This window comes from Enterobacter wuhouensis, assembly GCF_035835995.1.
GTDB lineage: Bacteria > Pseudomonadota > Gammaproteobacteria > Enterobacterales > Enterobacteriaceae > Enterobacter > Enterobacter wuhouensis.
The window spans coordinates 1,114,424-1,140,372 of the sequence record NZ_CP142124.1 but is presented as its reverse complement, the minus strand read 5'-3'; the positions used below and the strand labels follow the sequence as shown (position 1 = coordinate 1,140,372).

Below are 25,949 nucleotides of genomic sequence, written 5' to 3'. Positions count from 1 at the left end.
TATGTTTAAGCAATACCTGCAAGTAACGAAACCAGGCATCATCTTTGGCAACCTGATCTCCGTGATCGGAGGGTTCCTGCTGGCCTCTAAGGGCAGCATTGATTACACCCTCTTTATCTACACGCTGGTCGGTGTGTCCCTGGTTGTTGCGTCCGGTTGTGTATTTAATAACTACATCGACATGGATATCGACAAGAAGATGGAAAGGACCAAAAATCGGGTGCTGGTGAAAGGCCTGATCGCCCCTTCCGTCTCGCTGGTGTACGCCACCTTGCTGGGTATTGCTGGCTTTATGCTCCTGTGGTTTGGCGCTAACCCGCTGGCCTGCTGGCTGGGGGTAATGGGGTTCGTGGTGTATGTGGGCGTCTACAGCCTGTATATGAAACGTCACTCCGTCTACGGTACGCTGATTGGTTCACTCTCCGGCGCTGCGCCGCCGGTGATTGGCTACTGCGCCGTCACGAACGAGTTCGACAGCGGTGCGCTGATCCTGCTGGCTATCTTTAGCCTGTGGCAGATGCCGCACTCCTATGCCATCGCGATTTTCCGCTTCAAGGATTATCAGGCAGCGAACATCCCGGTTCTGCCGGTCGTGAAGGGCATTTCGGTTGCCAAGAACCACATCACGCTGTACATCATCGCCTTTGCCGTGGCAACGCTGATGCTCTCTCTGGGCGGTTACGCCGGATATAAATATCTGGTCGTGGCGGCTGCGGTGAGCGTCTGGTGGCTCGGTATGGCGCTGCGCGGTTACAAGGTGGAAGATGACAAGGTTTGGGCGCGCAAGCTGTTTGTGTTCTCGATTGTTGCCATCACCTCGCTGTCCGTGATGATGTCCGTGGATTTCATGGTGCCAGATTCACATAGCCTGCTGACGTACGTCTGGTAAGTCAAAACAGGTAAATAAAGGGGTGCTTCGGCACCCTTTTTTTATTCACTGAATCTATTAATCACGCATGTAATATTTGTTAAATAACCCTTTATTTACCCCGCCCCTTCCCCGCACTACACTATGGCCTGCTTTTGAACTGAGGTGGTAATGAACGATTATAAAATGACGCCGGGCGAGCTACGCGCGACCTGGGGCTTAGGGACTGTCTTCTCGCTACGGATGCTTGGCATGTTTATGGTCCTGCCTGTTCTGACCACGTACGGCATGGCGCTGCAGGGGGCCAGCGAGGCGTTGATTGGCCTGGCGATTGGGATCTATGGTTTAGCCCAGGCGGTATTCCAGATCCCCTTTGGCCTGCTTTCGGATCGCGTTGGCCGTAAGCCGCTGATCGTCGGCGGTCTGCTGATTTTTGTACTTGGCAGCGTCATTGCCGCCCTCTCCCACTCCATCTGGGGCATTATTTTAGGCCGCGCCCTGCAGGGTTCCGGCGCGATTGCCGCCGCCGTGATGGCGCTACTGTCAGACCTCACCCGCGAGCAGAACCGCACCAAGGCAATGGCCTTCATCGGCGTCAGCTTTGGCGTGACGTTTGCAATTGCAATGGTGCTCGGGCCAATTATTACCCACAAGCTTGGCCTGCACGCCCTCTTCTGGATGATTGCCGCGCTGGCGACCGTTGGGATCGCGCTTACGCTCTGGGTGGTCCCGGACAGCAAAAACCACGTGCTCAACCGTGAATCCGGCATGGTGAAGGGCTGCTTCAGCAAGGTGCTCGTTGAGCCACGACTGCTCAAGCTAAACTTCGGCATCATGTGCCTGCACATTCTGCTGATGTCGACCTTTGTCGCCCTGCCCGGCCAGCTTGCCGCCGCGGGCTTCCCCGCCGCCGAGCACTGGAAAATCTATCTGGTGACGATGCTGATCTCCTTCGTCTCCGTGGTGCCGTTTATTATCTACGCCGAAGTGAAGCGCAAAATGAAGCGCGTTTTCGTGGGCTGCGTGGCGCTCCTGCTGATTGCCGAAATTGTGCTGTGGGGCTCCGGCCCGCACTTCTGGGAGCTGGTCATCGGCGTGCAGATCTTCTTCCTGGCCTTTAACCTGATGGAAGCCCTGCTGCCGTCGCTTATCAGCAAGGAATCCCCGGCGGGCTACAAAGGCACGGCGATGGGCATTTACTCCACCAGCCAGTTCCTCGGCGTGGCCATTGGCGGCTCGCTCGGCGGCTGGGTGGACGGCCTGTTTGATTCGCAAACCGTGTTTCTGGCGGGGGCGCTGCTGGCGATGGTCTGGCTGCTGGTTGCCAGCAGCATGAAGGAACCGCGCTACGTAAGCAGCCTGCGCGTAGAAATCCCGGATAGCGTAGATATTAACGATGCGCTGAAACAGCGTCTTGAAGCAACGGAGGGCGTCAGTGAAGTGCTCATCGCCCCGGAAGAGCGCAGCGCCTATGTCAAAATTGACAGCAAGGTAACCAACCGCTTCGAGGTTGAGCAGGCCCTGAAAGCTTAAAAAAAAGCCCGGTTGAAACCGGGCTTTTTGGTCTTAATCGCGGAAGTTTTTGAACTGGAACGGCTGTCCCAAATCGCCGCCGCGGATCAGCGCCATCACGCCCTGCAGATCGTCACGCGATTTGCCCGTCACGCGGATCTCTTCGCCCTGGATCTGCGCCTGAACCTTCAGCTTGCTGTCCTTGATGAGCTTAACGATTTTCTTCTGAACCGCGCTCTCAATGCCCTGCTTCAGTTTGGCTTCGACGAACCAGGTTTTACCGCTGTGGACGAACTCTTCCGGCACATCCAGTGAAGTACCTTCAATGCCGCGCTTCAGCAGCTTAGCGCGCAGAATATCGAGCAGCTGGTTGACCTGGAAATCTGACTCGCTCAGCACCTTGATGGTCTTATTTGCGTCATTCAGCTCAAAGGTCGCCTCAACGCCACGGAAATCGAAACGTGACTCAACTTCACGGCTTGCGTTGTCCACGCCGTTACGCACTTCCTGGATATCAACTTCGGAAACAATATCGAAAGATGGCATCTTTTCTTCTCCCTTCATTTTTGTTGCGTTGCATAATACCCGCAACGAGGCATAACGAGAAGCTTAGCTGACGGCGCTATACTTAGGCCGTAACACCTGGCGCAGTTGCAGGTGAGGAGGAACGATGAAAATTACAGTGCTCGGATGCGGAGCCCTGGGTCAGCTATGGCTGACCGCGCTGTGCAAACACGGACACGAGGTACAGGGCTGGCTGCGCGTGCCCCAGCCCTATTGCAGTGTAAACCTGATTGGTGAAGACGGAAGTATCTTTAACGAATCCCTGACCGCGAACGATCCTGACTTCCTGGCGCAAAGCGACCTGCTGCTGGTGACGCTCAAGGCGTGGCAGGTTTCCGATGCGGTAAAAACGCTGGCCGCGCAGCTCCCCCCTGGATCGCCGATTCTATTGCTGCATAACGGCATGGGGACCATTGACGAACTGAAAAGTATCCCTCAGCCGCTGCTGATGGCGACGACCACCCACGCCGCGCGCCGCGATGGCACTATCATCGTCCATGTTGCCAGCGGGGTGACGCATATCGGCCCTGCCCGCGAGCAGGACGGTGACTACAGCTATCTGGCGGACGTTCTGCAAAAGGTGCTGCCGGACGTGGCATGGCATAACAACATTCGCCCGCAGCTATGGCGCAAGCTGGCGGTGAACTGCGTCATTAACCCGCTGACGGCGCTCCGGGACTGCCCGAACGGGGAGCTAAAAAACGCCCCGCAGGAGATTGCCACGCTGTGCGAGGAAGTCGCGTCGGTCATCGAGCGCGAAGGCCTGCACACCTCCGCAGATGATTTACGCTATTATGTCGAACAGGTGATTGATAGTACGGCGGAAAATATCTCCTCCATGTTGCAGGACGTGAGGGCGTTACGCCATACGGAGATCGACTACATTACCGGCTATCTGCTCAAACGCGCCCGCGCGCACGGCGTTGCCGTACCGGAAAACGCCCGCCTGTATGACCTGGTTAAACGTAAGGAGAATGAGTATGAGCGCGTCAGCTCTGGTATGCCTCGCCCCTGGTAGCGAAGAGATGGAAGCCGTCACCACTATCGATTTGATGGTGCGCGGCGGCATCACGGTCACCACCGCCAGCGTCGCCAGCGACGGTAATCTTGCGATCGCCTGTTCACGCGGGGTGAAGATCCTGGCGGACGCACCGCTCGTTCAGGTGGCTGACGGCGATTACGACATCATCGTCCTGCCCGGCGGCTTAAAAGGCGCGGAATGTTTTCGCGACAGCCCGCTGTTGGTTGAAACCGTGCGTCAGTTCCATCTGTCTGGCCGCATCGTCGCAACGATCTGCGCCGCCGCCGGCACGGTCCTGATTCCTCACGATATCTTCCCCATCGGCAACATGACCGGCTTCCCGGGGCTTAAGGATACGATCCCCGAAGAACATTGGGTGGATAAACGCGTCGTCTGGGACCCGCGCGTCAACCTGCTGACCAGCCAGGGGCCGGGCACCGCGATTGATTTTGGCTTAAAGATTATTGACCTGCTGGTCGGGCGTGAAAAAGCGTATGAAGTCGCGTCGTCGCTGGTGATGCCGGCGGGAATTTATAATTATTACGAATAGGTGTTCTCCCTCTCCCCGTGGGAGAGGGCCGGGGTGAGGGCATCAGGCCGCACTCCCCGGCTAGAAGCTACGGGCGATACACCTTCACATTCGCAAAGCCCTGCTCGCGCAGATACAGCGCCTGCAGGCGGCTCATCACCCCGCGCTCACACCACAGCAGATACGTTTTGCTCTGGTCGAGATCGCCAAACTTGGTGCTCAGCTTGTAGAACGGCAGAGAAACCACGTCCACGCCTTCCACCTTAAGCGGCTTGTCATCCTGCTCGTCAATGGAGCGGATATCCAGAATCGCATCGTTAGCGCCGAAACCGCTCACGGTTTCAACTTCAACGACTTCCTGCTCGGTCTGCTGGGCAATCTCGCGGATATCAATGTTGGACGCTTCCGCGACCACTTTTTCCAGGATAGCAAAATCGAAGTTCTCTTCTTCGGCTTCGATCTTCGCCTTCACCGCCTTGACGGTTGGGCTTTTCGAGATCACGCCGCAGTATTCCGGCATGGTACGGGCAAAATCTTCGGTGCCAATTTCGCGCGCCAGATCGATGATGTGCTCTTTGTCGTGGGAAATCAGCGGACGCAGGATCAGCGTATCGGACACGTTGTCGATAAGACGCAGGTTGGTCAGCGTCTGGCTGGAGACCTGGCCCAGCGCTTCGCCGGTAACCAGCGCCTGTACGCCGTAACGCTCGGCCACTTTAGACGCCGCGCGCACCATCATGCGCTTCAGCACCACGCCCATCTGGCCGTCATCCACTTTTTCGAGGATCTCGCCAACGACAGGCTCGAAGTTAATCGCCACAAAACGCACGCGGTGTGAACTGCCGAAGCGGTTCCACAGGTAATGCGCCACCTGACGTACGCCGATTTCGTGCGCCGCGCCGCCCAGGTTGAAGAAGCAGTAGTGTACGCGACAGCCGCGACGCATCAGCATATAGCTGGAGACGCCGGAGTCGAAGCCGCCGGAGATCAGCGACAGCACGTCTTCCTGGGTGCCGATCGGGAAGCCGCCGATACCTTCGTAACGGCCTTTTACCAGCAGCAGGCGATCGTTTTCGATCTCCAGATTAACGGTCACGTCCGGGTTGGTCAGACGCACGCGCGCCGTCTCGACGTGCTGGTTCAGACCGCCGCCCACGTAGCGCTCGACTTCGATAGAGCTGAACTCGTGCTTACCGCGACGCTTCACGCGCACGCAGAAGGTTTTGCCTTCGATCTGGTCGCGGTACTGCACCAGCGCCTTCTCAAAGATGTCGTGCATATCGCTGAACGGGACGTCTTCCACTTCCAGAATATGGTGGATACCCGGAATGCGGGTCAGCGCGTCGCGAATATCAAGACGTTTGTTTTCGTCTTTGGCGCGCACTTCTACGTGGTCCCAGTGACGCACCACGGCAAGGGTTTCGTCGTAGTGCTTTAATACGTTACGAATGTTCCCGGTGAGAATTTTAATAAAGCGCAAACGCACAGACTGGCTTTTGATGGTGATTTCAGGGAACAATTTAATGATAAACTTCATGGCGGCAATGTTTCTTAGGCAAGCCTGTAACGGCTTGTAGTGGAAAATAATACAGCAGCCCACACCCGTGGCTGCATCCAGGCGCGCAAGTATACCACCAACGCGCCGCCCGCGTTATTTGATAATTGCCCTGAGTCCGTTACCATGTAGGGGCGAAGAATATAAGAGTCAATTCACTATGCCGAAGAAGAACGACGTACCGGCCAGTTTCGAAACTGCGCTGAGTGAACTGGAGCAAATTGTTACCCGTCTTGAGAGCGGCGATCTCCCGCTGGAAGAGGCGCTCAACGAATTCGAGCGTGGCGTACAGCTGGCGCGCCAGGGGCAGGTCAAACTGCAGCAGGCCGAGCAGCGCGTGCAAATCCTGCTTTCCGACAGCGAAGACGCGAAAACCACGCCATTCACACCGGACGCCGAGTAAATGGATTTTGCCAACGAGCTTGAGGCGCGCGTCGTGCGCGCCAACGACGCCCTGCGCCGTTTTATTGCGCCACAGCCTTTTCAGAACACTCCGCTGGTTGAAGCTATGCACTATGGCGCACTCTTGGGTGGAAAGCGCCTGCGCCCGTTCCTTGTGTACGCTACGGGCAACATGTTTGGTATCAGCGATAACACGCTGGACGCCCCGGCCGCTGCGGTTGAGTGCATCCACGCCTATTCGCTGATCCACGACGATCTCCCGGCGATGGACGACGACGATCTGCGTCGCGGTCAGCCAACCTGCCACATTAAGTTTGGCGAGGCGAACGCCATTCTTGCGGGCGACGCGCTGCAGACGCTGGCATTCTCGATTTTAAGCGATGCGCCGATGGTGGAAGTGAGTGACCGCGACCGCCTGGCGATGGTTTCTGAGCTTGCCATAGCGAGCGGTGTGGCCGGCATGTGCGGTGGTCAGGCGCTGGATTTAGAGGCGGAAGGTCGTCAGGTTAATCTGGAACAGCTGGAGCGCATTCACCGTCATAAAACGGGCGCGCTCATTCGTGCAGCCGTTCGCCTGGGCGCGCTGAGCGCGGGTGAACAAGGGCGCAAAGCCCTGCCGATTCTGGACAGATACGCAGAAAGTATCGGTCTGGCATTCCAGGTTCAGGATGACATTCTGGATGTGGTGGGCGATACTGCAACATTGGGTAAACGTCAGGGTGCGGACCAGCAGCTTGGCAAAAGTACCTACCCCGCCCTGCTGGGCCTTGAGCAAGCCCAACGTAAAGCCCGGGATCTGATTGAAGATGCCCGCCAGTCGCTGAATCAGCTGGCCGCGCAATCGCTGGATACCTCGGCACTGGAAGCGCTAGCGGACTACATAATCCAGCGTGATAAATAAATAACCTATCTCGATGAGCCTTTGATGAGTTTTGATATTGCCAAATACCCGACACTGGCGTTAGTAGACTCCACCCAGGAGTTACGTCTGTTGCCGAAAGAGAGCCTGCCGAAGCTGTGCGACGAGCTGCGTCGCTACCTGCTCGACAGCGTTAGCCGCTCCAGCGGCCATTTCGCCTCCGGGCTTGGCACGGTTGAGCTGACCGTGGCGCTGCATTACGTCTATAACACGCCGTTCGATCAGCTCATCTGGGATGTAGGCCACCAGGCCTACCCGCACAAAATTCTGACCGGGCGTCGCGATAAAATAGGCACTATTCGCCAGAAAGGCGGCCTGCACCCGTTCCCGTGGCGCGGCGAGAGCGAGTATGACGTCCTGAGCGTCGGCCACTCTTCCACCTCTATTTCTGCGGGTATCGGTATTGCCGTTGCCGCAGAGAAAGAGAACAAGCAGCGCCGCACCGTCTGCGTGATTGGCGACGGTGCCATCACCGCTGGGATGGCCTTTGAAGCCATGAACCATGCGGGCGATATCAAGCCGGACATGCTGGTTGTTCTCAACGATAACGAGATGTCGATCTCCGAGAACGTGGGCGCGCTGAATAATCATCTTGCGCAGCTGCTTTCCGGCAAGCTCTACTCCACCCTGCGCGAAGGCGGTAAAAAGGTCTTCTCCGGCGTACCGCCTATTAAAGAGCTGCTCAAGCGTACCGAAGAACACATCAAAGGCATGGTGGTACCGGGCACCCTGTTTGAAGAGCTGGGCTTTAACTACATCGGCCCGGTAGACGGCCATGACGTGCTGGGGCTGGTGACGACACTCAAGAACATGCGCGACCTGAAAGGCCCGCAGTTCCTGCACATCATGACTAAAAAAGGGCGTGGTTACGAACCGGCGGAAAAAGATCCAATCACCTTCCACGCGGTTCCAAAATTCGACCCGACCAGCGGCTGTCTGCCGAAAAGCAGCGGCGGCATGCCGAGCTATTCAAAAATCTTTGGCGACTGGCTGTGCGAAACGGCGGCCAAAGACAACAAGCTGATGGCGGTAACGCCTGCCATGCGTGAAGGCTCCGGCATGGTGGAGTTCTCCAAAAAATACCCTGACCAGTATTTTGACGTGGCGATTGCCGAGCAGCATGCGGTGACGTTCGCGGCAGGGCTGGCGATTGGCGGCTACAAGCCGGTGGTGGCGATTTACTCCACCTTCCTGCAGCGCGCCTACGACCAGGTGATCCACGACGTCGCTATCCAGAAGCTGCCGGTGCTCTTTGCTATCGATCGCGCGGGCATCGTCGGGGCCGACGGCCAGACGCACCAGGGCGCGTTTGACCTGTCATTCCTGCGCTGTATCCCGGACATGGTTGTCATGACGCCGAGCGACGAGAACGAATGCCGCCAGATGCTGTTCACCGGCTACCACTACCAGGACGGCCCGAGCGCCGTGCGCTACCCGCGTGGGAACGCGGTAGGCGTTGAGCTGGCTCCGCTGGAAAAACTTCAGATTGGTAAAGGTCTGGTGAAACGTCGCGGTGAAAAGGTGGCGATCCTGAACTTCGGCACGTTAATGCCGGAAGCTGCCAGCGTTGCCGAAACGCTGAACGCCACGCTGGTGGACATGCGCTTCGTGAAACCGCTGGATGAATCCCTGATCCTCAGCATGGCGGAAGATCATGACGTGCTGGTGACGCTGGAAGAGAACGCTATCATGGGCGGCGCAGGCAGCGGCGTGAACGAGGTGCTGATGGCAAATCGCAAAATGATCCCAGTGCTGAATCTCGGTCTGCCCGATCATTTCATTCCGCAGGGCACGCAGGACGAGGCCCGGGCGGCTATTGGCCTGGACGCGGCCGGTATCGAAGCCAAAATCCGCGCCTGGCTGGCATAATCCCCCCTTTTCCGCTCCTGCTATGCTTAAACCTAATGTTTAAAACAGCAGGAGCGGATCGTGCAATACACTACATTTGGAAAAACTGACCTTAAGGTTTCCCGACTTTGCCTGGGCTGTATGACCTTCGGCGAACCTGACCGGGGCAAGCACGCCTGGACGCTGCCGGAAGAGAGCAGCCGCCCCATCATCAAGCGCGCCCTCGACGGCGGCATTAACTTCTTCGATACCGCCAACAGCTACTCCGACGGCAGCAGCGAGGAGATCGTGGGCCGCGCCCTGCGCGACTTTACCCGCCGCGAGGACGTGGTCGTTGCTACCAAGGTGTACCACCAGGTTGGCGATTTGACTGAAGGTCTTTCCCGCGCGCAGATCCTGCGCTCCATCGATGACAGCCTTCGCCGCCTGAACATGGATTACGTCGACCTGCTGCAGATCCACCGCTGGGACTACAACACCCCAATTGAAGAGACGCTGGAAGCCCTGAACGACGTGGTAAAAATGGGGAAAGCGCGTTATATCGGCGCATCGTCCATGCATGCCTCGCAGTTTGCGCAGGCGCTTGAACTGCAGGCGCAGCACGGCTGGGCGCGCTTTGTCAGCATGCAGGATCACTACAACCTGATCTACCGCGAAGAAGAACGCGAGATGCTGCCGCTGTGCTATCAGGAAGGCGTGGCGGTGATCCCGTGGAGCCCGCTGGCGCGAGGCCGCTTGACCCGCCCGTGGGGCGAAACCACCGCCCGCTCGGTGTCGGACGAGTTTGGCAAAACGCTGTATGAGGGAACGGAAGGCAGCGATGCGCTGATTGCCGAGCGTCTGGCAGGCATCGCCGACGATACCGGCGCGACGCGCGCTCAGGTGGCGCTGGCGTGGCTGCTGAGCAAGCGCGGGGTTGCGGCACCGATTATCGGCACGTCGCGTGAGGAACAGCTGGATGAGTTGCTGAGTGCGGTTGATATTACGCTAACGCCGGAGCAGATTGCCGAGCTGGAGACGCCGTATCAGCAGCATCCGGTGGTAGGGTTTAAGTAAACGCTTGCCGGGTGACGGCTTCGCCTTACCCGGCCTACGATCGCACCTATTTGTATGCCGGGTAAGCGCAGCGCCACCCGGCAATACAGCGCGCACAAACTCACGCGAAGTGATCGTAGCCTTTCCAGTCGAGCGTAACCGGCGCGCCGTCTTTCACAAACTTCAGCCCTTCACTCTCCGGCATAATCTGCCCGATGCAGGTAAACCGTGCGCCAAGATGGGCCAACGCCACGTCCAGCGTTCCACGGTTCAGCTCAGGAACGGTAAAGCACAGTTCGTAATCTTCTCCGCCGGAAAGCGCCCATTCCAGAGCGCGATCGGGATCAACGTGGCGCAAAAGCTGATCTGAGAGAGGAAACGTATCGAGATCGATGCGTGCGCCCACGCCGCTGGCCTTCAGGATATGACCGAGGTCTGAGATCAGCCCGTCAGAGAGATCGATAGCCGAGCTGGCGCGATCGCGCAGCGCCTGTCCGTGCAGAATGCGCGGCGTTGGGCGCAGATGGCGCTTCACCAGATACGCCGCATCCTTCGCATCTTCAACCTGCAGACGCTTCTGCAGAATAGCCAGCCCAGCCGCGCTGTCGCCCGGCGTGCCGGTCACGTAGATCCAGTCGCCCGGTTTTGCGCCCGAGCGCTTCAGCGCGCGGCCAACCGGGACATAGCCGTGGATCGCCAGCGTCATCGACAGCGGCCCGGCGGTGGTATCGCCGCCAATCAGCTGCATATCGTAGTAGTTAAGCTGGTCAAACAGCGCGTCGCTGAAGGCCTCAAGCCAGGCTTCATCGACATTCGGTAGGGTCAGGGCCAGGGTTAACCACGCGGGATCGGCCCCCATCGCCGCCAGATCGCTCACGTTCACCGCCAGCGCCTTGTAGGCCAGATCGGCAGGATCGATATCCGCCAGGAAATGACGCCCGCACACCAGGGTGTCGGTGCTGATTGCCAGCGTCTGTTTTTCAGGAATATTGAGAAGTGCACAGTCATCGCCAATGCCGGTTTCAACATCAAGACGAGAGGTTCTGACACGGTCGAAATAACGGGCAATCAGGGAGAATTCGCCGCATGCCATACGTTATGCCTCAGCAAATTAAATAAAAAAACCGGAGCCGCACCGCCGGCAGGCAGCGCAAGACTCCGGTTAGCGGATCACTTTTTGCGGGGACGGATCGCAGGTGCGGCTTTATCCAGCACGCCGTTCACAAACTTGTGGCTGTCTTCAGCGCCGAAGGTTTTCGCCAGTTCGATCGCTTCGTTGATGGCCACTTTGTACGGCACATCGTCACGTTTAGACAGTTCAAACAGCGCAATACGCAACACTGCTTTTTCCACCTGGCCCAGCTCTTCGAGCAGGCGAGACAGGTATGGCTTCATCAGACCATCGAGATACGCGCTATTAGTCGCCACTCCCGACAGCAGTTCACGGAAGTACAGGACGTCAACGTCTTTAACGTCCTGTTCTGACAGGAACTGGTATTCAACATCAGCGATGTCGTTCTGGGACAACTGCCAGGAGTAAAGCGCCTGAACGGCACATTCACGGGCGCGGCGACGAGCAGCAGGTTTCACGGAATTCCCCTTACAAAAAAATCAGGCCTTAATGGCTTTCAATACATTGATCATTTCAAGCGCGGTCAGTGCAGCTTCTGCGCCTTTGTTGCCGGCTTTGGTGCCAGCGCGTTCGATAGCTTGTTCAATACTTTCGGTAGTCAGCACGCCAAACGCGACAGGAATTTCAGCATCCTGCGCAACGTGTGCCAGACCGTTGCTTGCACCGCCCGCAACGTATTCGAAGTGGGCAGTGCCGCCACGAATAACCGTACCCAGCGCAATTACCGCGTCATATTTACCGGTTTTTGCCAGCGCGCCCGCTGCCAGAGGCAGTTCGTAAGCACCTGGAACCCAAACAACGGTGATATTGTCATCTTTAACCTGGCCGATACGTTTCAGGGCGTCGATGGCACCTTCCAGCAGGCTGTCGTTGATGAAGTTGTTGAAACGCGCAATGGTGATGGCGACGCGAGCGTCCGGGGTAGCTACAGCAGCTTCAATAATGTTCATACTCTTCCTTTACGGGTTCATTTGGCCCCGCAGGGGGGCGGATTTTATCATAATACTTTGCGCACTGCTTCCCTATTTCAGGAGCAATTACGCTGTCGTTAAATGGAGGCAGACATCCGGACCTACCGGACGAATCTCGCTGAATTTGAGCTGTGGTGCGTCGGCCAGTTTTTCAAGGCCGGGCAGCACAAACAGGCCGTGCGCATCGTTGCCTAACAGTTTAGGCGCAACGTAAACGAGAAGCTCGTCCACCAGCCCCGCCTGAAGCAGCGCACCGGCCAGCGTGGGTCCGGCTTCTACCCAGATACTGTTCACCTGCTGCTTGCCGAGCAACATCATCAGCACCACGAGATCCAGATGGCCGTTGTGTTCTGGCACCATGATGCTGCGCACGCCTTCCGGCCATTCGCGCGTATCTTCCCGGGTGCGGGCAATCCAGGTTTCGCCGGGCTGCTGCACGATCCGGTGCTCGGGCGTCACGCGGTTCTGGCTATCGATAATAATACGCAGCGGCTGGCGCAGGTTTTCCTGCGGATAGAGCGCCTGGGTATCGGCACTCAGCTCGTCCCAGCGTACGGTCATCGCCGGATCGTCAGCAAGAACGGTTTCACTGCTGGTGAGGATAGCATGACTTTGCGCACGCAGACGTTGCACATCGCGCCTTGCCTGCGGGGAGGTGATCCACTGGCTTTCACCGCTTGCCATTGCCGTACGACCGTCCAGCGAGGCGCCAAGCTTGAGCTGAATATACGGGAAACCGGTGCGCATACGCTTCAGGAATCCTTTATTAATTGCTTCGGCGTCCTGCATCATCAGGCCGTGGCTGACGTCGATCCCTTCCTGCTGCAGGCGGTACAGGCCACGCCCGGCCACCTGAGGATTCGGGTCCTGCATCGAGGCGACCACGCGCGATACGCCTGCGGCAATTAGCGCTTCACAGCACGGTGGCGTGCGCCCGTGGTGGCTGCAGGGCTCCAGCGTGACGTAGGCCGTCGCGCCGCGCGCCTTCTCGCCCGCCATGCGCAACGCGTGCACTTCGGCATGCGGCTCGCCCGCGCGATGGTGATAACCCTCGCCCACAATCTCGCCATCTTTAACAATGACGCACCCGACGTTCGGGTTAGGGTGGGTCGTAAAACGTCCGCGCTGCGCCAGCTTCATGGCTCGCGCCATATAAATCTCATCCTGCATGAGCTTAGTCCTGTAAGCGGGCGATCTCTTCGCCAAACTCTTTGATATCTTCGAAGCTGCGGTACACAGAGGCGAAGCGGATATAGGCGACTTTATCGAGCTTTTTCAGCTGCTCCATCACCAGGTTGCCGATCATTTTGCTCGGCACCTCGCGCTCCCCTAAACCGCGGAGATGGGATTTAATATGGTTTAACGCCATTTCGACGTCGTCCGCACTGACCGGCCGTTTTTCCAGGGCCTTGAGCATTCCGCTGCGCAGCTTCTCTTCGTTAAACGGCTCGCGCACGTCGTTGCTTTTTACCACGCGAGGCATCACCAGCTCGGCGACTTCAAAGGTCGTGAAACGCTCGTTGCACACCAGACACTGCCGACGGCGGCGTACGGAGGACCCTTCGCCCACCAGGCGAGAGTCGATGACTTTGGTATCCACAGCGGAGCAGAATGGGCAATGCATACGGTATCCCTGTTATCCGGTTAACTGACTTTCATTTTACCCTGATCTGGCCTGACAACAAAGGAAGAGCTTTTTGAGACAAAGGATCTATGTCTTTCATTGCGAGGCTGGCTACCATAACGAAGATCCGTTATTTCAAGGAAATAAACGCAATGACAAGACGTTACCTGAAAATTTTGCTGGTGGGGAGCCTCTTCACCCTTAGCGCCTGCGCACAGCAGACCGAAGTTCGCCAGATGAAACAAAGCGTGAACACGCTGAATACGGCGATGGACAAGCTGAACAAAGAAACCGTCAAGATTACCCAGCAAAATGCGCTGAATGCGAAGTCCAGCAGCGGGGTGTACCTCCTGCCCGGTGCCAATACGCCTGCACGCCTCAACAGCCAGATCGGCACCTTAAAGATGTCCCTGGTGAATGTTGCAGCGAACGCGGATGGTACTCGCGCAACATTACGCATTCAGGGGGAATCGAACGATCCCCTGCCCGCCTTTAGCGGCACCGTAGAGTGGGGGCAGATTCAGGGCACGACGGAGAATTACCAGGAAGTGAACGTGAAGAACCAGCTGTTCACCGCTCCGGCGAGCACGCTTGCGCCGAGCGACGTTGATATCCCGGTTCAACTGAGCGGCCTAACGCTGGACCAGCTGGGCTTTATTCGCATCCACGATATTCAGCCCGCCGCGCAGTAATTTCCCTCCTTCTTAGCGGAGTGCAATGTCACTCCGCTAACATTTACATCCCGCAAAGATTGGCAACATAAATGATTGCCGTTACAATCCCCGCCGTTTAAAGTACGCAAACGTGAACGCAATCGATTACGTGCATGAGAGATATGTGAAACAACACATATTTTTGTGAGCAGGGATTCCTATAATAGGCTCCGCAGAAACACGAAATATTTTGATACGCAAATCGCGCATTTTTCACTCCCGGAAGGGAATTTCAATCAGTGGCATGATTATGAAAAAAACATTACTCGCAGCCGGTGCAGTACTGGCACTTTCCACCTCCTTCACTGTTAACGCAGCGGAAAACGATAAACCACAATACCTCTCCGACTGGTGGCACCAGAGCGTTAACGTGGTAGGCAGCTACCACACCCGTTTCGGACCTCAGATCCGCAACGATACCTACCTGGAATACGAAGCGTTCGCCAAGAAAGACTGGTTTGATTTCTATGGCTATATGGATGCACCGGTCTTCTTCGGCGGTAACACCGATGCGAAAGGTATCTGGAACCACGGTTCCCCGCTGTTCATGGAAATCGAACCGCGCTTCTCCATCGATAAGCTGACCGGTGCAGACCTGAGCTTTGGTCCGTTTAAAGAGTGGTATTTCGCCAACAACTACATCTACGACATGGGCCGTAACAAGTCCGGTCGTCAGAGCACCTGGTATATGGGTCTGGGTACCGACATCGACACCGGCCTGCCGATGAGCCTGTCCATGAACGTGTACGCGAAATACCAGTGGCAGAACTACGGTGCTGAGAACGAAAACGACTGGGACGGCTACCGTTTCAAAGTGAAGTACTTTGTGCCAATCACCCAGCTGTGGGGCGGTAACCTGAGCTACATCGGCTTCACCAACTTTGACTGGGGTTCAGACCTGGGCGACAAGAGTGCTTACGCAGAGAACGGCATCAAGCAGCGTACCAACGACTCTATCGCCTCAAGCCATATCCTGGCGCTGAACTACGATCACTGGCACTACTCTGTCGTCGCGCGTTACTGGCACAACGGCGGCCAGTGGAATGACGATGCCGACCTGAGCTGGATGAAAGAAAACGTCCGTTCTACCGGTTGGGGTGGTTACCTGGTGGTGGGTTATAACTTCTAACCTTGTGGTTGGTGCCGGGTGGCGGCTACGCCTTACCCGGCCTACAAAACCTGTAGGCCCGTGCAAGCGCAGCGCCGCCGGGCAAAAAAGCCAGCTCAAAAGCTGGCTTTTTACTGCTTAACCTTCCGCAAAAAATCCGCCAAAGACCTGTCCGCACTCTCGCTGAAGCGTCTTTCCGTCAATGCGATATTCAAACACCTGTCGAGCCGGAAGCAGCGGTAGTCATCGCGCCGTTCACACCATGCGGCCAGCAGCCAGTGCTCGCCCCAGAAGAACAGCCCCAGCGGCTGAACCTCGCGCTTTGAGAGCTGCCCGGCTTCATCACGATAATGCAGCGCCAGCACGCGCTGGGCGGATATCGCCTGATGGATCACATCAAACCCGCTGCGCGAATGCGGCTGAAGCGCAATGTCCGGCGCGTAGATCCGCGTCTGCTCAGCCTTGCGCCTGCTTTCCTCCGGCAGTATTGCCAGCACCTTCTCCTGGGCAGACTCCAGCTCGCGCGACAGCGATTCGCCTCCCCAGGTTTTAAGCAGGCGAATTGCGACAATCAGCGCCTCAGACTCTTTATTGGTCAGCATCAGCGGCGGTAAATCAAAGCCCGACATCAGCCGATATCCGCTTCCCGCCTCGCCCTCTACCGGCACGCCAGAGAGAGACAGGTCGCGGATATCGCGGTAGACCGTGCGCTCCGACACGCCAAGCCTCTCCGCCAGATGCGCTGCCGTTGTCAGACGCCTGCCCCGCAGGATCTGCACAATCTGAAACAAACGGTCAGCGCGTCGGGTCATGTATGAATCCGCTCTCAGGCAGGTTGATGGAGGCCGACGCGGTTACCTTCGCAGTCGGTAAACAAAGCGATAGTACCAATGCCGTTTGGCAATTCAAGCGGGCCAAACACGCACTCACCGCCCGCCGAGGCGATTCGATCGAGCGTGGCCGCCAGACTGTCAGTATGCAGGTAAATAATAGCGCCCTGCGTTGAAGGCGTAATACCGTCAAATTTTGCCAGCGCGCCGCCGGTCGCCGGATCTTCGTGCGGGAAAATCGCCAGCTCTGCAACGTCCATTTTCTCGCGACGAAGCGTAACCTGCATCACCGGCTCGTAAAACGTAATGGCGCGATCCATATCAGCGACCGGAATTTCAAACCAGTTAATCACACTTTTCATACGTCCTCCTGCCTGTTGTTTGGGTTCAGAAGGAGTCTACGACAGGGCTCCTGACAGCATACTGTCAGGAGTGTTTGTCAGGAGCAGGCAAAAAAAATCCCGGTCAATAGACCGGGATTTCGATAACGCTTCTGACGATGTCTTACGGCAGAATTGACGGCTGATCCGCCCCTTCTTTTTCGACTTTCTGCTGGAGCAAATGCTCGCGCTTCATGCCGAGTTTCAGTGCCAGTGCGGACGCCACGTAGATGGACGACGCCGTACCGATAGACACACCAATCAGCATGGTCAGCGAGAAGCCTTCCAGTACCGGGCCACCGAAGAGGAACAGCATCAGGATAACCATCAAGGTGGTACCCGATGTGATCAACGTACGGTGCAGCGTCTGGGTCAACGACACGTTGAAGATTTCGTACGGTGTACCGCGACGGATCTTACGGAAGTTTTCACGAATACGGTCAGATACCACGATACTGTCGTTCAGTGAGTAACCGATAACGGACATCAGGGATGCCACAATTGTCAGGTCAATCTCAATGTGGAACAGAGACAGTATGCCCATGGTGATCACCACGTCGTGCGCCAGCGCGATAACCACGCCTGCCGCCAGTCGCCACTCAAAGCGGAAACCGACATAAATCAGGATGGAGATCAGCGCCACCATCAGCGCCATTGCACCGGTCTGCGCCAGGTCCGCACCCACGCTCGGGCCGACGAACTCAATACGCTTAACCGTTGCATCCTGGCTGGTCGTTTCGTTAATAACCTGTACGACCTTGCTGCCCAGCTCCTGGCTGCCGTTAGCATCGTGCACCGGCGGCATACGCACCATGATGTCACGGCTGCTGCCGAAGTTCTGCAGCAGCGGCTCTTCGAAGCCCGCTTTCTGCAGAGACAGACGCATTTCGTCCATATCGACCGGTTTTTCCAGGGTAATTTCAATCACCGTACCACCGGTGAAATCGAGCCCCCAGTTAAAGCCCTTCACGCCCATAATGACGATGGACAGAATCAGCAGAAAACCTGAAATGCCGAAGGCCCAGTAGTCCCAGCGCATAAAGTCCCAGACTTTACGGCCATGGTTCAATTGTTCAACAGTATATTCCTGTGCCACAACGCACTCCTCAGATAGACAGCTTTTTGACGCGCTTGCCGCCGTACAGCAGGTTCACGATGGCACGGGTGCCGACAATAGCGGTAAACATCGACGTTGCGACACCGATACCGGTAGTAATCGCAAAGCCTTTGATCGCGCCAGTACCCACTGCATACAGGATAAGAACCTTAATCAGTGTTGTTACGTTCGCATCGAAGATGGAGCTGAACGCGCCTTTATAGCCTTCTTCAATCGCCTGCTGCACAGAACGACCGTTGCTCAGCTCTTCTTTAATACGTTCGTTTATCAGTACGTTGGCGTCGACCGCCACCGCAAGGGTAAGCACGATACCCGCAATACCCGGCATGGTTAGCGTCGCCCCCGGCAGCAGGGACATGATGCCGATAATCAGCACCAGGTTCGCCACCAGCGCAGAGGTCGCAATCAGACCAAACTTCTTGTAGAAGAAGATCATGAAGAGGATGGACACCACCAGGCCGGCCAGACACGCTTCCAGACCCTGTTTGATGTTCTGCATACCCAGGGTTGGACCGATGGTACGTTCTTCAACAATCTGAATCGGCGCAATCAGCGCACCGGCACGCAGCAGCAGCGAGAGCTGACGCGCTTCGTTCGGGTTGCTGATACCGGTGATGCGGAAGCTGTTACCCAGACGAGACTGGATGTTGGCGATGTTAATCACCTCTTCCTCTTTCACCAGCACCGCACGACCGTTGGCATCTTTCTTACCGCTGTCTTTGTACTCCACGAACAGGGTCGCCATCGGTTTGCCGATGTTGTCCTTGGTGAAGTTAGACATGATGTTACCGCCCGCGCTATCCAGCGAGATGTTAACCTGCGGCTGGTTGTACTCATCCTGGCTTGAAGTGGAGTCGGTGATGTGGTCACCGGTCAGGATCACGCGTTTGTACAGCACAACCGGCTGACCTTCGCGGGTCTGTTTCACTTCGGAGTCGCCCGGGATACGGCCAGAGGCGGCAGCGGACTGATCGACGTTGGAGTTAACCAGACGGAATTCCAGGGTTGCAGTCGCGCCCAGAATCTCTTTCGCACGCGCGGTATCCTGGATACCCGGCAGTTCCACCACGATACGGTCAGCACCCTGACGCTGTACCAGCGGCTCGGCCACGCCCAGCTGGTTTACACGGTTACGCAGAATGTTGATGTTCTGCTGAACGGCGTATTCACGCGCTTCGCTCAGACGCGCATCCGTCATCACCGCACGCAGCTGGTTGCTGCCCTGAGAGGTGATCACCAGATCGCGGTGACGCTGAGACAGATAGGTCACAGCCTGGTCACGCGCCGCGCTGTCGCGGAAGGTGATGCTCATGCCGTAGTTATCTTCTTTGCGCACGGTAGTGTACGCGATGCCTTTGTCGCGCAGATCGCTGCGCAGGCTGTCGATATTCTGTTCCTGCAGCTTGCCGAGCGCGGTATCCATATCCACTTCCATCAGGAAGTGAACGCCACCACGCAGGTCAAGACCGAGTTTCATTGGCTCTGCGTTCAGCGCAGCCAGCCAACGTGGGGTTGCAGGAGCAAGGTTAAGCGCCACGACGTATTTATCACCCAGCACGCCCATCAGCGCTTCACGGGCGCGGAGCTGCGTGTCGGTGGTGTCGAAGCGAGCAAGAATTGCGCCCTCTTCCAGTGCCACAGACTTAGCGGTAATTTTTTCTTCTTGTAACGTTTTCTGGACCTGGATCAGCGTTTGCTCACTGGCGGCGACACCGCGCGCGCCAGTGATTTGAACGGCCGGATCCTCACCATACAGGTTGGGAAGCGCGTACAGCAGGCCGACGATAATCACGACGACCAGCATGATGTACTTCCACAAAGGATAACGGTTTAACACGGCAGTTCCCTTTGGGAAAAGTTGGGATTACAGCGCCTTCATGGTGCCTTTCGGCAGAACGGCAGCTACGAAGTCACGTTTGATAACCACTTCAGTGGTATCGTTCAGAGCGATAGCAATGTAGCCGCTTTCAGCTACTTTGGTCACGCGACCGACCAGGCCACCGTTGGTCAGCACTTCATCGCCTTTCGCAATGGAGTTCATCAGGTTTTTGTGCTCTTTGGTGCGCTTCTGCTGTGGACGCAGGATCATGAAGTAGAAGATCAGACCGAACACAACCAGCATCAGAATCAGAGACATTGGGCTGCCCTGCGCTGGAGCGCCTGTTGCTGCTACCGCATCAGAAATAAAAAAGCTCATTCAAATTCCCTCATTATTAAAATTAATCAACGTTCAAAGGTGGGACATCCCGGCCCTGACGTTGGTAGAAATCAGTCACGAAGCTCTCTAATTTACCCTCTTCGATAGCCTTACGTAAACCAGCCATTAAGCGCTGATAATAACGAAGATTATGAATGGTATTGAGACGCGCGCCCAAAATCTCGTTGCAACGATCGAGATGATGCAAATACGCGCGGGAATAATTGCGACAGGTATAGCAATCGCACTCGGAATCGAGCGGGCTGGTGTCACTCTTATGCTTCGCGTTACGGATTTTTACCACGCCGTCGGTCACGAACAGATGGCCGTTACGCGCGTTACGGGTTGGCATCACGCAGTCGAACATATCAATGCCGCGACGAACGCCTTCCACCAGGTCTTCTGGTTTCCCCACACCCATCAGGTATCGTGGTTTGTCCGCCGGGATTTGCGGGCAGACATGCTCCAGAATGCGGTGCATATCTTCCTTCGGCTCACCCACAGCCAAACCGCCGACAGCGTAGCCATCAAAGCCTATCTCTACCAGACCTTTAACGGAGATATCGCGTAAATCTTCGTAAACGCTGCCCTGGATGATGCCGAACAGCGCATTTTTGTTCTGTAAGGAGTCAAAACGGTCGCGGCTACGCTGAGCCCAGCGCAGGGACATCTCCATGGAACGTTTGGCGTAATCCCAGTCCGCCGGGTACGGCGTGCATTCGTCGAAGATCATCACGATGTCGGAGCCGAGATCGTACTGAATCTCCATCGATTTTTCCGGATCGAGGAAAATCGGATCGCCGTTGATCGGGTTACGGAAGTGAACGCCCTTTTCGGTGATCTTACGAATATCGCCCAGGCTGAAGACCTGGAAGCCGCCGGAGTCGGTCAGGATGGGGCCTTTCCACTGCATGAAGTCGTGCAGGTCGCCGTGGAGCTTCATGATCTCCTGACCCGGACGCAGCCACAGGTGGAAGGTGTTGCCGAGGATAATCTGTGCGCCAGTGGCTTCAACTTCTTCCGGCGTCATCCCTTTTACGGTGCCGTAGGTGCCCACAGGCATAAACGCGGGGGTTTCTACCACGCCGCGATCAAACACCAGGCGACCGCGACGCGCGCGGCCATCGGTGGTATCGAGTTCAAATTTCATTTTTTCTCCGACGTCAGAAAAACAGTCCAACGTTGTAAAACGGTGCCGCGGAGTTATTCCCCGACACGCTCATTCAAAGCCAGCGGATTGTACGTGATAAACATCGCGTCCCCGTAGCTAAAAAAGCGATATTTTTGTTCTACCGCAGACTTGTAGGCGTTCATCGTATGCTGATAACCCGCAAAGGCGGAAACCAGCATAATCAGCGTCGATTCAGGCAGATGGAAGTTGGTCACCAGCGCGTCAATCACTTTGTACTGATAGCCCGGGTAGATAAAGATCTGCGTATCGCCAAAGAACGGCTCGATTAAATCCGTTTTCGCGGCCTGCGCGGCGCTCTCAAGCGAGCGCACGGACGTGGTCCCGACGGCAATCACGCGGCTGCCGCGGCCTTTTGCCGCCAGCACCGCATCCACGACCTCCTGCGGCACTTCGGCGTATTCAGAGTGCATGATGTGGTCTTCGATGCTGTCCACGCGCACGGGCTGGAAGGTCCCTGCGCCGACGTGCAGCGTCACGAACGCCATCTCAATGCCTTTGGCGCGCAGTTTTTCCAGCAGCGGCTCGTCAAAGTGCAGGCCCGCAGTCGGTGCCGCCACCGCGCCAGGCTTCTGGCTGTAGACGGTCTGGTACAGCTCGCGGTCGGCCTCTTCGTCCGGGCGCTCAATGTACGGCGGCAGCGGCATGTGGCCGATGGCGTTCAGGATATCGAGCACCGTACGCTCGTCGTTGAATTCCACCTCGAACAGCGCGTCGTGACGTGCGGTCATGGTCGCCTTAATGCTCTCGTCATCGCCCAGCAGCAGTTCGGCACCCGGCTTCGGCGCCTTGGAGGCGCGAATATGTGCCAGAATACGCTTATCATCGAGCATACGTTCGACCAGCACTTCAATCTTGCCGCCGCTGGCTTTACGGCCAAACAGGCGCGCCGGGATCACGCGGGTATTGTTAAAGACCAGCAGATCGCCAGGGTTGAGCTTATCGAGCAAATCGGTGAAAGTACCGTGCGTCAGCTCGCCCGTAGGCCCGTCCAGTGACAGCAAGCGACAGCTGCTGCGCTCAGGCATGGGATAGTGAGCAATCAGGGATTCGGGTAGTTCAAAGGAGAAATCGGCGACGCGCATGACGTATACTCGTGACTTAAAAACAGGCGGCATAGTCTAGTGCTCACACCCTTTTGCTGCAACAACTAGCCGCTTCCGGACAAATAAAACGCATGAATTTTCTCGCTCACCTGCATCTCGCTCACCTCGCCGACAGCTCACTTTCGGGCAATTTGCTGGCCGATTTTGTACGCGGTAACCCCGCGGAGGACTATTCCCCCGAGGTTGTCGACGGGATTTTTATGCACCGCCGCATCGACGTGTTGACCGATAACCTGCCGGAGGTGACGGAGGCTAAAGCCTGGTTCCGCCCCGAAACGCGCCGCGTTGCGCCGATCACGCTCGATGTAATGTGGGATCATTTTCTGTCGCGCCACTGGGAACAGCTGTCGCCGGAGATGCCCTTGCCGGATTTTGTGCGCTATGCCCGCCAGCAGGTGTCGATCATCCTGCCCGACTCGCCGCCGCGCTTTGTGAATCTGAACAACTATCTCTGGTCCGAACGCTGGCTGGAGCGCTACCGCGAGATGGATTTCATTCAGAACGTGTTGAACGGGATGGCGAGCCGTCGCCCGCGTCTGGACGCGCTGCGCGACTCCTGGTATGACCTGGACGAACATTACGATGCGCTGGAAACGCGATTCTGGCAGTTTTATCCGCGCATGATGGCGCAGGCGAAAAACAAACAGCTGTGACTCTATTTATATTGATAGGTGAAATCTTATTGAACGATTGTCGCCACCTCTTTGTCTTATTCCCGAACACTCTCTATACTGGCCCGCGTTGCGTTCCAAATAACCTTAGTATCTACAGGAGAATCATATGGTTCTGGTAACTCGTCCGGCTCCGGATTTTACAGCTGCAGCAGTTCTGGGCAACGGTGAAATCGTTGAAAACTTCAACTTCAAACAGCACACCAACGGTAAAGCGACCGTTCTGTTCTTCTGGCCAATGGACTTCACTTTCGTTTGCCCGTCCGAGCTGATCGCGTTCGACAAACGTTACGAAGAATTCCAGAAGCGTGGCGTAGAAGTTGTTGGCGTCTCCTTCGACTCTGAATTTGTACACAACGCATGGCGTAACACCCCTGTCGACAACGGCGGCATCGGTGCGGTGAAATACGCGATGGTTGCGGACATCAAACGCGAAATCCAGCAGGCTTACGGTATCGAACATCCGGACGCTGGCGTTGCGCTGCGCGGTTCCTTCCTGATCGACGCAAACGGCATCGTACGTCACCAGGTAGTGAACGATCTGCCGCTGGGTCGTAACATCGACGAAATGCTGCGCATGGTTGACGCGCTGCAGTTCCACGAAGAGCACGGTGAAGTGTGCCCGGCTCAGTGGGAAAAAGGTAAAGAAGGTATGAACGCGTCTCCAGACGGCGTGGCTAAATACCTGTCCGAGAACGTATCCAGCCTGTAATCGGCACGGTTTACGAAAAAGGCCCGCTTATGCGGGCCTTTTTGTTTGTTGCCGATCAGTTCCCGAACCAGACGGAGGCGGAAATAGCGGGTAACGAGAGTATCCCTTCCTGAATCGTGCCCTTGCCCTCCTTCAGCTGCCACGCCTTCACGTTGAGCAGCGGCGAGTCGTCCAGCACCACTTCACAGGCCTCACCCCGATTTATCGCCACCAGCACGCGCTGCTGGTTGTAGACGCGGGCAAACACCACCACGTTGTCGTGGGCATAAACCACCTGGCAGCCGCCGTAGCGCAAAGCCTGATTCTGCTTGCGCAGCGTAGCCATGCGCTGATACAGGCTGAACAGCACCTTGTCCTGCTTCTCTGGCTCCCACGGGAAGGTTTTGCGGCAGAACGGATCGTTATTCCCATCCAGCCCCACTTCGTCTCCATAATAGATGCACGGCACGCCCGGCCAGGTGAAGAGCCAGGTCACCGCCAGCGGCAGACGCGCCACATCCTTGCCGAGCAGGGATTTAAAGCGCGCGGTGTCGTGGCTATCGAGCTGGTTAAACATCCGCAGCTGCTGCTGGTGCGACAGGCCGGCCCGGTAGTTGTCCATCCACGCCATGCAGGTTTCAGCGTCGATATGATTGGGATCGTAAGAAATGTCGGTGTTAGCGAGGAATCCCCACAGCGGGAAGGTAAACCCGCGATAGTTCATCGACGCATCCTCCGCATCGTTCTGCAGCCACTGCCGAGCGTCGCCGAAGTGCTCGCCAAAGACAAACGCCTCCGGCTGAGCCTGTTTTGCGGAACGGGTGATGCCCGCAACGTGCTGAAGATTGTTTCGCGCCCCGCCCGCTTCGCCGAGCATATGCACCACGTCCAGACGCCAGCCGTCCATGTTCCACGGCGCACTCAGCCAGTGGCGCACAATGCTGTCCTCCCCGCCGTAAATTTCATTCACGAGCGTGGGTGACTGGAAATCGAGCTTTGGCAGGCTGGCATAGCCGAGCCAGTCGAGCGCGCGCCCCTCGTCGTTGAAGCTGTACCAGTCGCGCTGCGGCGAGTCCGGGTTATGGCACGCGCCCCCCATCGACTGGTTATGGCGATCAAACCAGGCGTGAGAGTCGCCGCTGTGGTTAAACACGCCATCCAGTATCAGGCGCATGCCCGCATTTTTGGTGTTCGCACGCAGGCGCAGCAGCGCCTCATCGCCGCCAAACTGTTCGTCAACGTGGCGATAATCCTGAGTATCGTATTTGTGCACGCTTGGCGCTTTAAATACCGGGTTCAGGTACAGCGCCGTCACGCCGAGCGTTTTCAGGTAGGGAAGTTTTTCGCTGATGCCGTCGAGATCGCCGCCGTAAAAGGTTGAGCCACCGGCCTGGGCGGTCACCGGTTCATCCCATTTTTTCAGGATGACGTCATGACCGGCCGCATGGTGGTAATAGACCTTGTCCTGAGCGGCAGTGCGTTTTTCGCTGCGCGCAAAGCGGTCCGGGAAAATCTGGTAAAACACCTGGTCGTTAACCCACTGCGGCCCATTGTCCGGGAAGTCGACGGCAAATTGCTCCAGCCGCGCAGGGGGAAACCGGCTGAACCCCTGCGGGGTAAACCACAGCTGACGGTTGTTCCACAGCAGCTTGAAGCCGTAACGGCGGCGCGGCTGCCCGCTGCGCAGGTCGATATTCGCCCGCCACGCCGTCACGCCCGGCTGCGGCTGGCTGCGCTGTTTATGCATCTTGAGCGACGTTTCTTCATTATCGATTTCGGCGCGGAGCGTCACGCGTTCAGGCTGATTTTCCCCCGCCAGCCAGAGCGTGATCACAAGGTTGTCTTTGTTTTGCTTAACAAACGGGGCAACCGGAAGGTGCCAGGCATTTAACATCACGAATCCCCTTTGATGAAATTGACGTCACCTTGCCACAGGGTGGTTAAGGATAGCTCATCACGTTCGGGAT

The 25,949-nt window shown here is 56.8% G+C and carries 27 protein-coding genes; 12 read left to right on the top strand and 15 right to left on the bottom strand.

The annotated features are described in order from the left end of the window. Position 1: 1 nt before the first annotated feature. Positions 2-889, top strand: coding sequence for a heme o synthase (gene cyoE, locus VPX56_RS05445; protein WP_131633273.1), 888 nt, complete (start codon positions 2-4; stop codon positions 887-889). A 150-nt stretch (positions 890-1,039) separates the two neighbouring features. After that, a complete protein-coding gene (locus tag VPX56_RS05440) occupies positions 1,040-2,401 on the top strand; it encodes an MFS transporter (protein ID WP_131633274.1) in 1,362 nt (453 codons plus the stop codon). Positions 2,402-2,434: 33 nt separating this feature from the next. Here VPX56_RS05440 and VPX56_RS05435 read toward each other — a convergent pair whose 3' ends face one another. After that, positions 2,435-2,926, bottom strand: a complete 492-nt coding sequence (locus tag VPX56_RS05435) for a YajQ family cyclic di-GMP-binding protein (RefSeq protein ID WP_042320808.1) — start codon at positions 2,924-2,926, stop codon at positions 2,435-2,437. A gap of 124 nt (positions 2,927-3,050) precedes the next feature. On the opposite strand from VPX56_RS05435, the gene panE reads away from it, so the two are divergent. Further along, positions 3,051-3,962 (top strand): 2-dehydropantoate 2-reductase, encoded by a 912-nt coding sequence (gene panE, locus VPX56_RS05430; RefSeq protein ID WP_263610785.1) that lies wholly within the window; start codon positions 3,051-3,053, stop codon positions 3,960-3,962. After that, positions 3,925-4,515 (top strand): protein deglycase YajL, encoded by a 591-nt coding sequence (gene yajL / locus VPX56_RS05425; RefSeq protein WP_131633276.1) that lies wholly within the window; start codon positions 3,925-3,927, stop codon positions 4,513-4,515. Before panE ends, yajL begins: the two co-directional genes overlap by 38 nt. Before the next feature lie 67 nt (positions 4,516-4,582). On the opposite strand, the gene thiI is transcribed toward yajL, so the two are convergent. Continuing rightward, a complete protein-coding gene (gene thiI / locus VPX56_RS05420; protein ID WP_131633277.1) occupies positions 4,583-6,031 on the bottom strand; it encodes a tRNA uracil 4-sulfurtransferase ThiI in 1,449 nt (482 codons plus the stop codon). Positions 6,032-6,209: 178 nt separating this feature from the next. Between thiI and xseB the strand changes: the two genes are divergently transcribed. The 4 genes from xseB to VPX56_RS05400 are packed head-to-tail and all read left to right on the top strand — an operon-like array spanning position 6,210 to position 10,274. Then, the gene (gene xseB, locus VPX56_RS05415; protein ID WP_326470357.1) at positions 6,210-6,452 is read left to right on the top strand and encodes an exodeoxyribonuclease VII small subunit; all 243 of its coding nucleotides are present in this window, start codon (positions 6,210-6,212) and stop codon (positions 6,450-6,452) included. After that, positions 6,453-7,352, top strand: a complete 900-nt coding sequence (ispA, locus tag VPX56_RS05410; protein WP_326470355.1) for a (2E,6E)-farnesyl diphosphate synthase — start codon at positions 6,453-6,455, stop codon at positions 7,350-7,352. Between the two features lie 24 nt (positions 7,353-7,376). Next, complete coding sequence (dxs, locus tag VPX56_RS05405) at positions 7,377-9,239, top strand: 1-deoxy-D-xylulose-5-phosphate synthase (protein ID WP_263610783.1); 1,863 nt, start codon at positions 7,377-7,379, stop codon at positions 9,237-9,239. A 60-nt stretch (positions 9,240-9,299) separates the two neighbouring features. Further along, positions 9,300-10,274 (top strand): aldo/keto reductase, encoded by a 975-nt coding sequence (locus tag VPX56_RS05400; RefSeq protein ID WP_326470353.1) that lies wholly within the window; start codon positions 9,300-9,302, stop codon positions 10,272-10,274. A gap of 100 nt (positions 10,275-10,374) precedes the next feature. Here the strand turns inward: VPX56_RS05400 and thiL are convergent, their stop codons facing one another. The 5 genes from thiL to nrdR form a co-directional block, all read right to left on the bottom strand. Next, the gene (gene thiL, locus VPX56_RS05395; protein WP_326470352.1) at positions 10,375-11,346 is read right to left on the bottom strand and encodes a thiamine-phosphate kinase; all 972 of its coding nucleotides are present in this window, start codon (positions 11,344-11,346) and stop codon (positions 10,375-10,377) included. Positions 11,347-11,423: 77 nt separating this feature from the next. Next, on the bottom strand, positions 11,424-11,843 hold the full coding sequence (nusB, locus tag VPX56_RS05390; RefSeq protein WP_131633282.1) for a transcription antitermination factor NusB: 420 nt from the start codon (positions 11,841-11,843) through the stop codon (positions 11,424-11,426). A gap of 21 nt (positions 11,844-11,864) precedes the next feature. Then, positions 11,865-12,335: a 6,7-dimethyl-8-ribityllumazine synthase gene (ribH, locus tag VPX56_RS05385; RefSeq protein WP_006176874.1), complete on the bottom strand. Its 471-nt coding sequence runs from the start codon at positions 12,333-12,335 to the stop codon at positions 11,865-11,867. 87 nt (positions 12,336-12,422) lie between these two features. Then, entirely contained in the window at positions 12,423-13,526 is a 1,104-nt protein-coding gene (gene ribD / locus VPX56_RS05380; protein WP_326470348.1) for a bifunctional diaminohydroxyphosphoribosylaminopyrimidine deaminase/5-amino-6-(5-phosphoribosylamino)uracil reductase RibD, read from the bottom strand. Between the two features lie 4 nt (positions 13,527-13,530). Beyond that, positions 13,531-13,980 carry a transcriptional regulator NrdR gene (gene nrdR / locus VPX56_RS05375; RefSeq protein ID WP_006176872.1) on the bottom strand — a complete coding sequence of 150 codons (450 nt, stop codon included), beginning with the start codon at positions 13,978-13,980 and terminating at the stop codon, positions 13,531-13,533. Positions 13,981-14,132: 152 nt separating this feature from the next. Between nrdR and VPX56_RS05370 the strand changes: the two genes are divergently transcribed. Then, on the top strand, positions 14,133-14,672 hold the full coding sequence (locus VPX56_RS05370; protein WP_326470346.1) for a SadB/YajI family lipoprotein: 540 nt from the start codon (positions 14,133-14,135) through the stop codon (positions 14,670-14,672). Positions 14,673-14,943: 271 nt separating this feature from the next. Then, entirely contained in the window at positions 14,944-15,822 is an 879-nt protein-coding gene (locus VPX56_RS05365; protein ID WP_131633285.1) for a nucleoside-specific channel-forming protein Tsx, read from the top strand. A gap of 110 nt (positions 15,823-15,932) precedes the next feature. On the opposite strand, the gene VPX56_RS05360 is transcribed toward VPX56_RS05365, so the two are convergent. The 7 genes from VPX56_RS05360 to queA form a co-directional block, all read right to left on the bottom strand. Continuing rightward, positions 15,933-16,613, bottom strand: a complete 681-nt coding sequence (locus VPX56_RS05360) for a helix-turn-helix transcriptional regulator (RefSeq protein WP_263610778.1) — start codon at positions 16,611-16,613, stop codon at positions 15,933-15,935. Between the two features lie 14 nt (positions 16,614-16,627). Continuing rightward, a complete protein-coding gene (locus VPX56_RS05355; RefSeq protein WP_263610777.1) occupies positions 16,628-16,993 on the bottom strand; it encodes a VOC family protein in 366 nt (121 codons plus the stop codon). A 142-nt stretch (positions 16,994-17,135) separates the two neighbouring features. After that, a complete protein-coding gene (gene secF, locus VPX56_RS05350) occupies positions 17,136-18,107 on the bottom strand; it encodes a protein translocase subunit SecF (RefSeq protein ID WP_131633288.1) in 972 nt (323 codons plus the stop codon). 10 nt (positions 18,108-18,117) lie between these two features. After that, positions 18,118-19,965 (bottom strand): protein translocase subunit SecD, encoded by a 1,848-nt coding sequence (secD, locus tag VPX56_RS05345; RefSeq protein WP_131633289.1) that lies wholly within the window; start codon positions 19,963-19,965, stop codon positions 18,118-18,120. Positions 19,966-19,992: 27 nt separating this feature from the next. After that, positions 19,993-20,325: a preprotein translocase subunit YajC gene (gene yajC / locus VPX56_RS05340; protein ID WP_003021544.1), complete on the bottom strand. Its 333-nt coding sequence runs from the start codon at positions 20,323-20,325 to the stop codon at positions 19,993-19,995. Between the two features lie 22 nt (positions 20,326-20,347). Continuing rightward, complete coding sequence (gene tgt / locus VPX56_RS05335; protein WP_089599266.1) at positions 20,348-21,475, bottom strand: tRNA guanosine(34) transglycosylase Tgt; 1,128 nt, start codon at positions 21,473-21,475, stop codon at positions 20,348-20,350. A 53-nt stretch (positions 21,476-21,528) separates the two neighbouring features. After that, positions 21,529-22,599 (bottom strand): tRNA preQ1(34) S-adenosylmethionine ribosyltransferase-isomerase QueA, encoded by a 1,071-nt coding sequence (gene queA, locus VPX56_RS05330; protein WP_326470339.1) that lies wholly within the window; start codon positions 22,597-22,599, stop codon positions 21,529-21,531. A 92-nt stretch (positions 22,600-22,691) separates the two neighbouring features. On the opposite strand from queA, the gene acpH reads away from it, so the two are divergent. Both acpH and VPX56_RS05320 read left to right on the top strand, forming a co-directional pair. Continuing rightward, entirely contained in the window at positions 22,692-23,273 is a 582-nt protein-coding gene (gene acpH, locus VPX56_RS05325) for an ACP phosphodiesterase (protein WP_326470338.1), read from the top strand. A 127-nt stretch (positions 23,274-23,400) separates the two neighbouring features. Beyond that, a complete protein-coding gene (locus tag VPX56_RS05320) occupies positions 23,401-24,003 on the top strand; it encodes a peroxiredoxin (RefSeq protein WP_131633292.1) in 603 nt (200 codons plus the stop codon). A 55-nt stretch (positions 24,004-24,058) separates the two neighbouring features. On the opposite strand, the gene malZ is transcribed toward VPX56_RS05320, so the two are convergent. Continuing rightward, on the bottom strand, positions 24,059-25,876 hold the full coding sequence (malZ, locus tag VPX56_RS05315; protein WP_326470335.1) for a maltodextrin glucosidase: 1,818 nt from the start codon (positions 25,874-25,876) through the stop codon (positions 24,059-24,061). Positions 25,877-25,949: the final 73 nt, after the last annotated feature.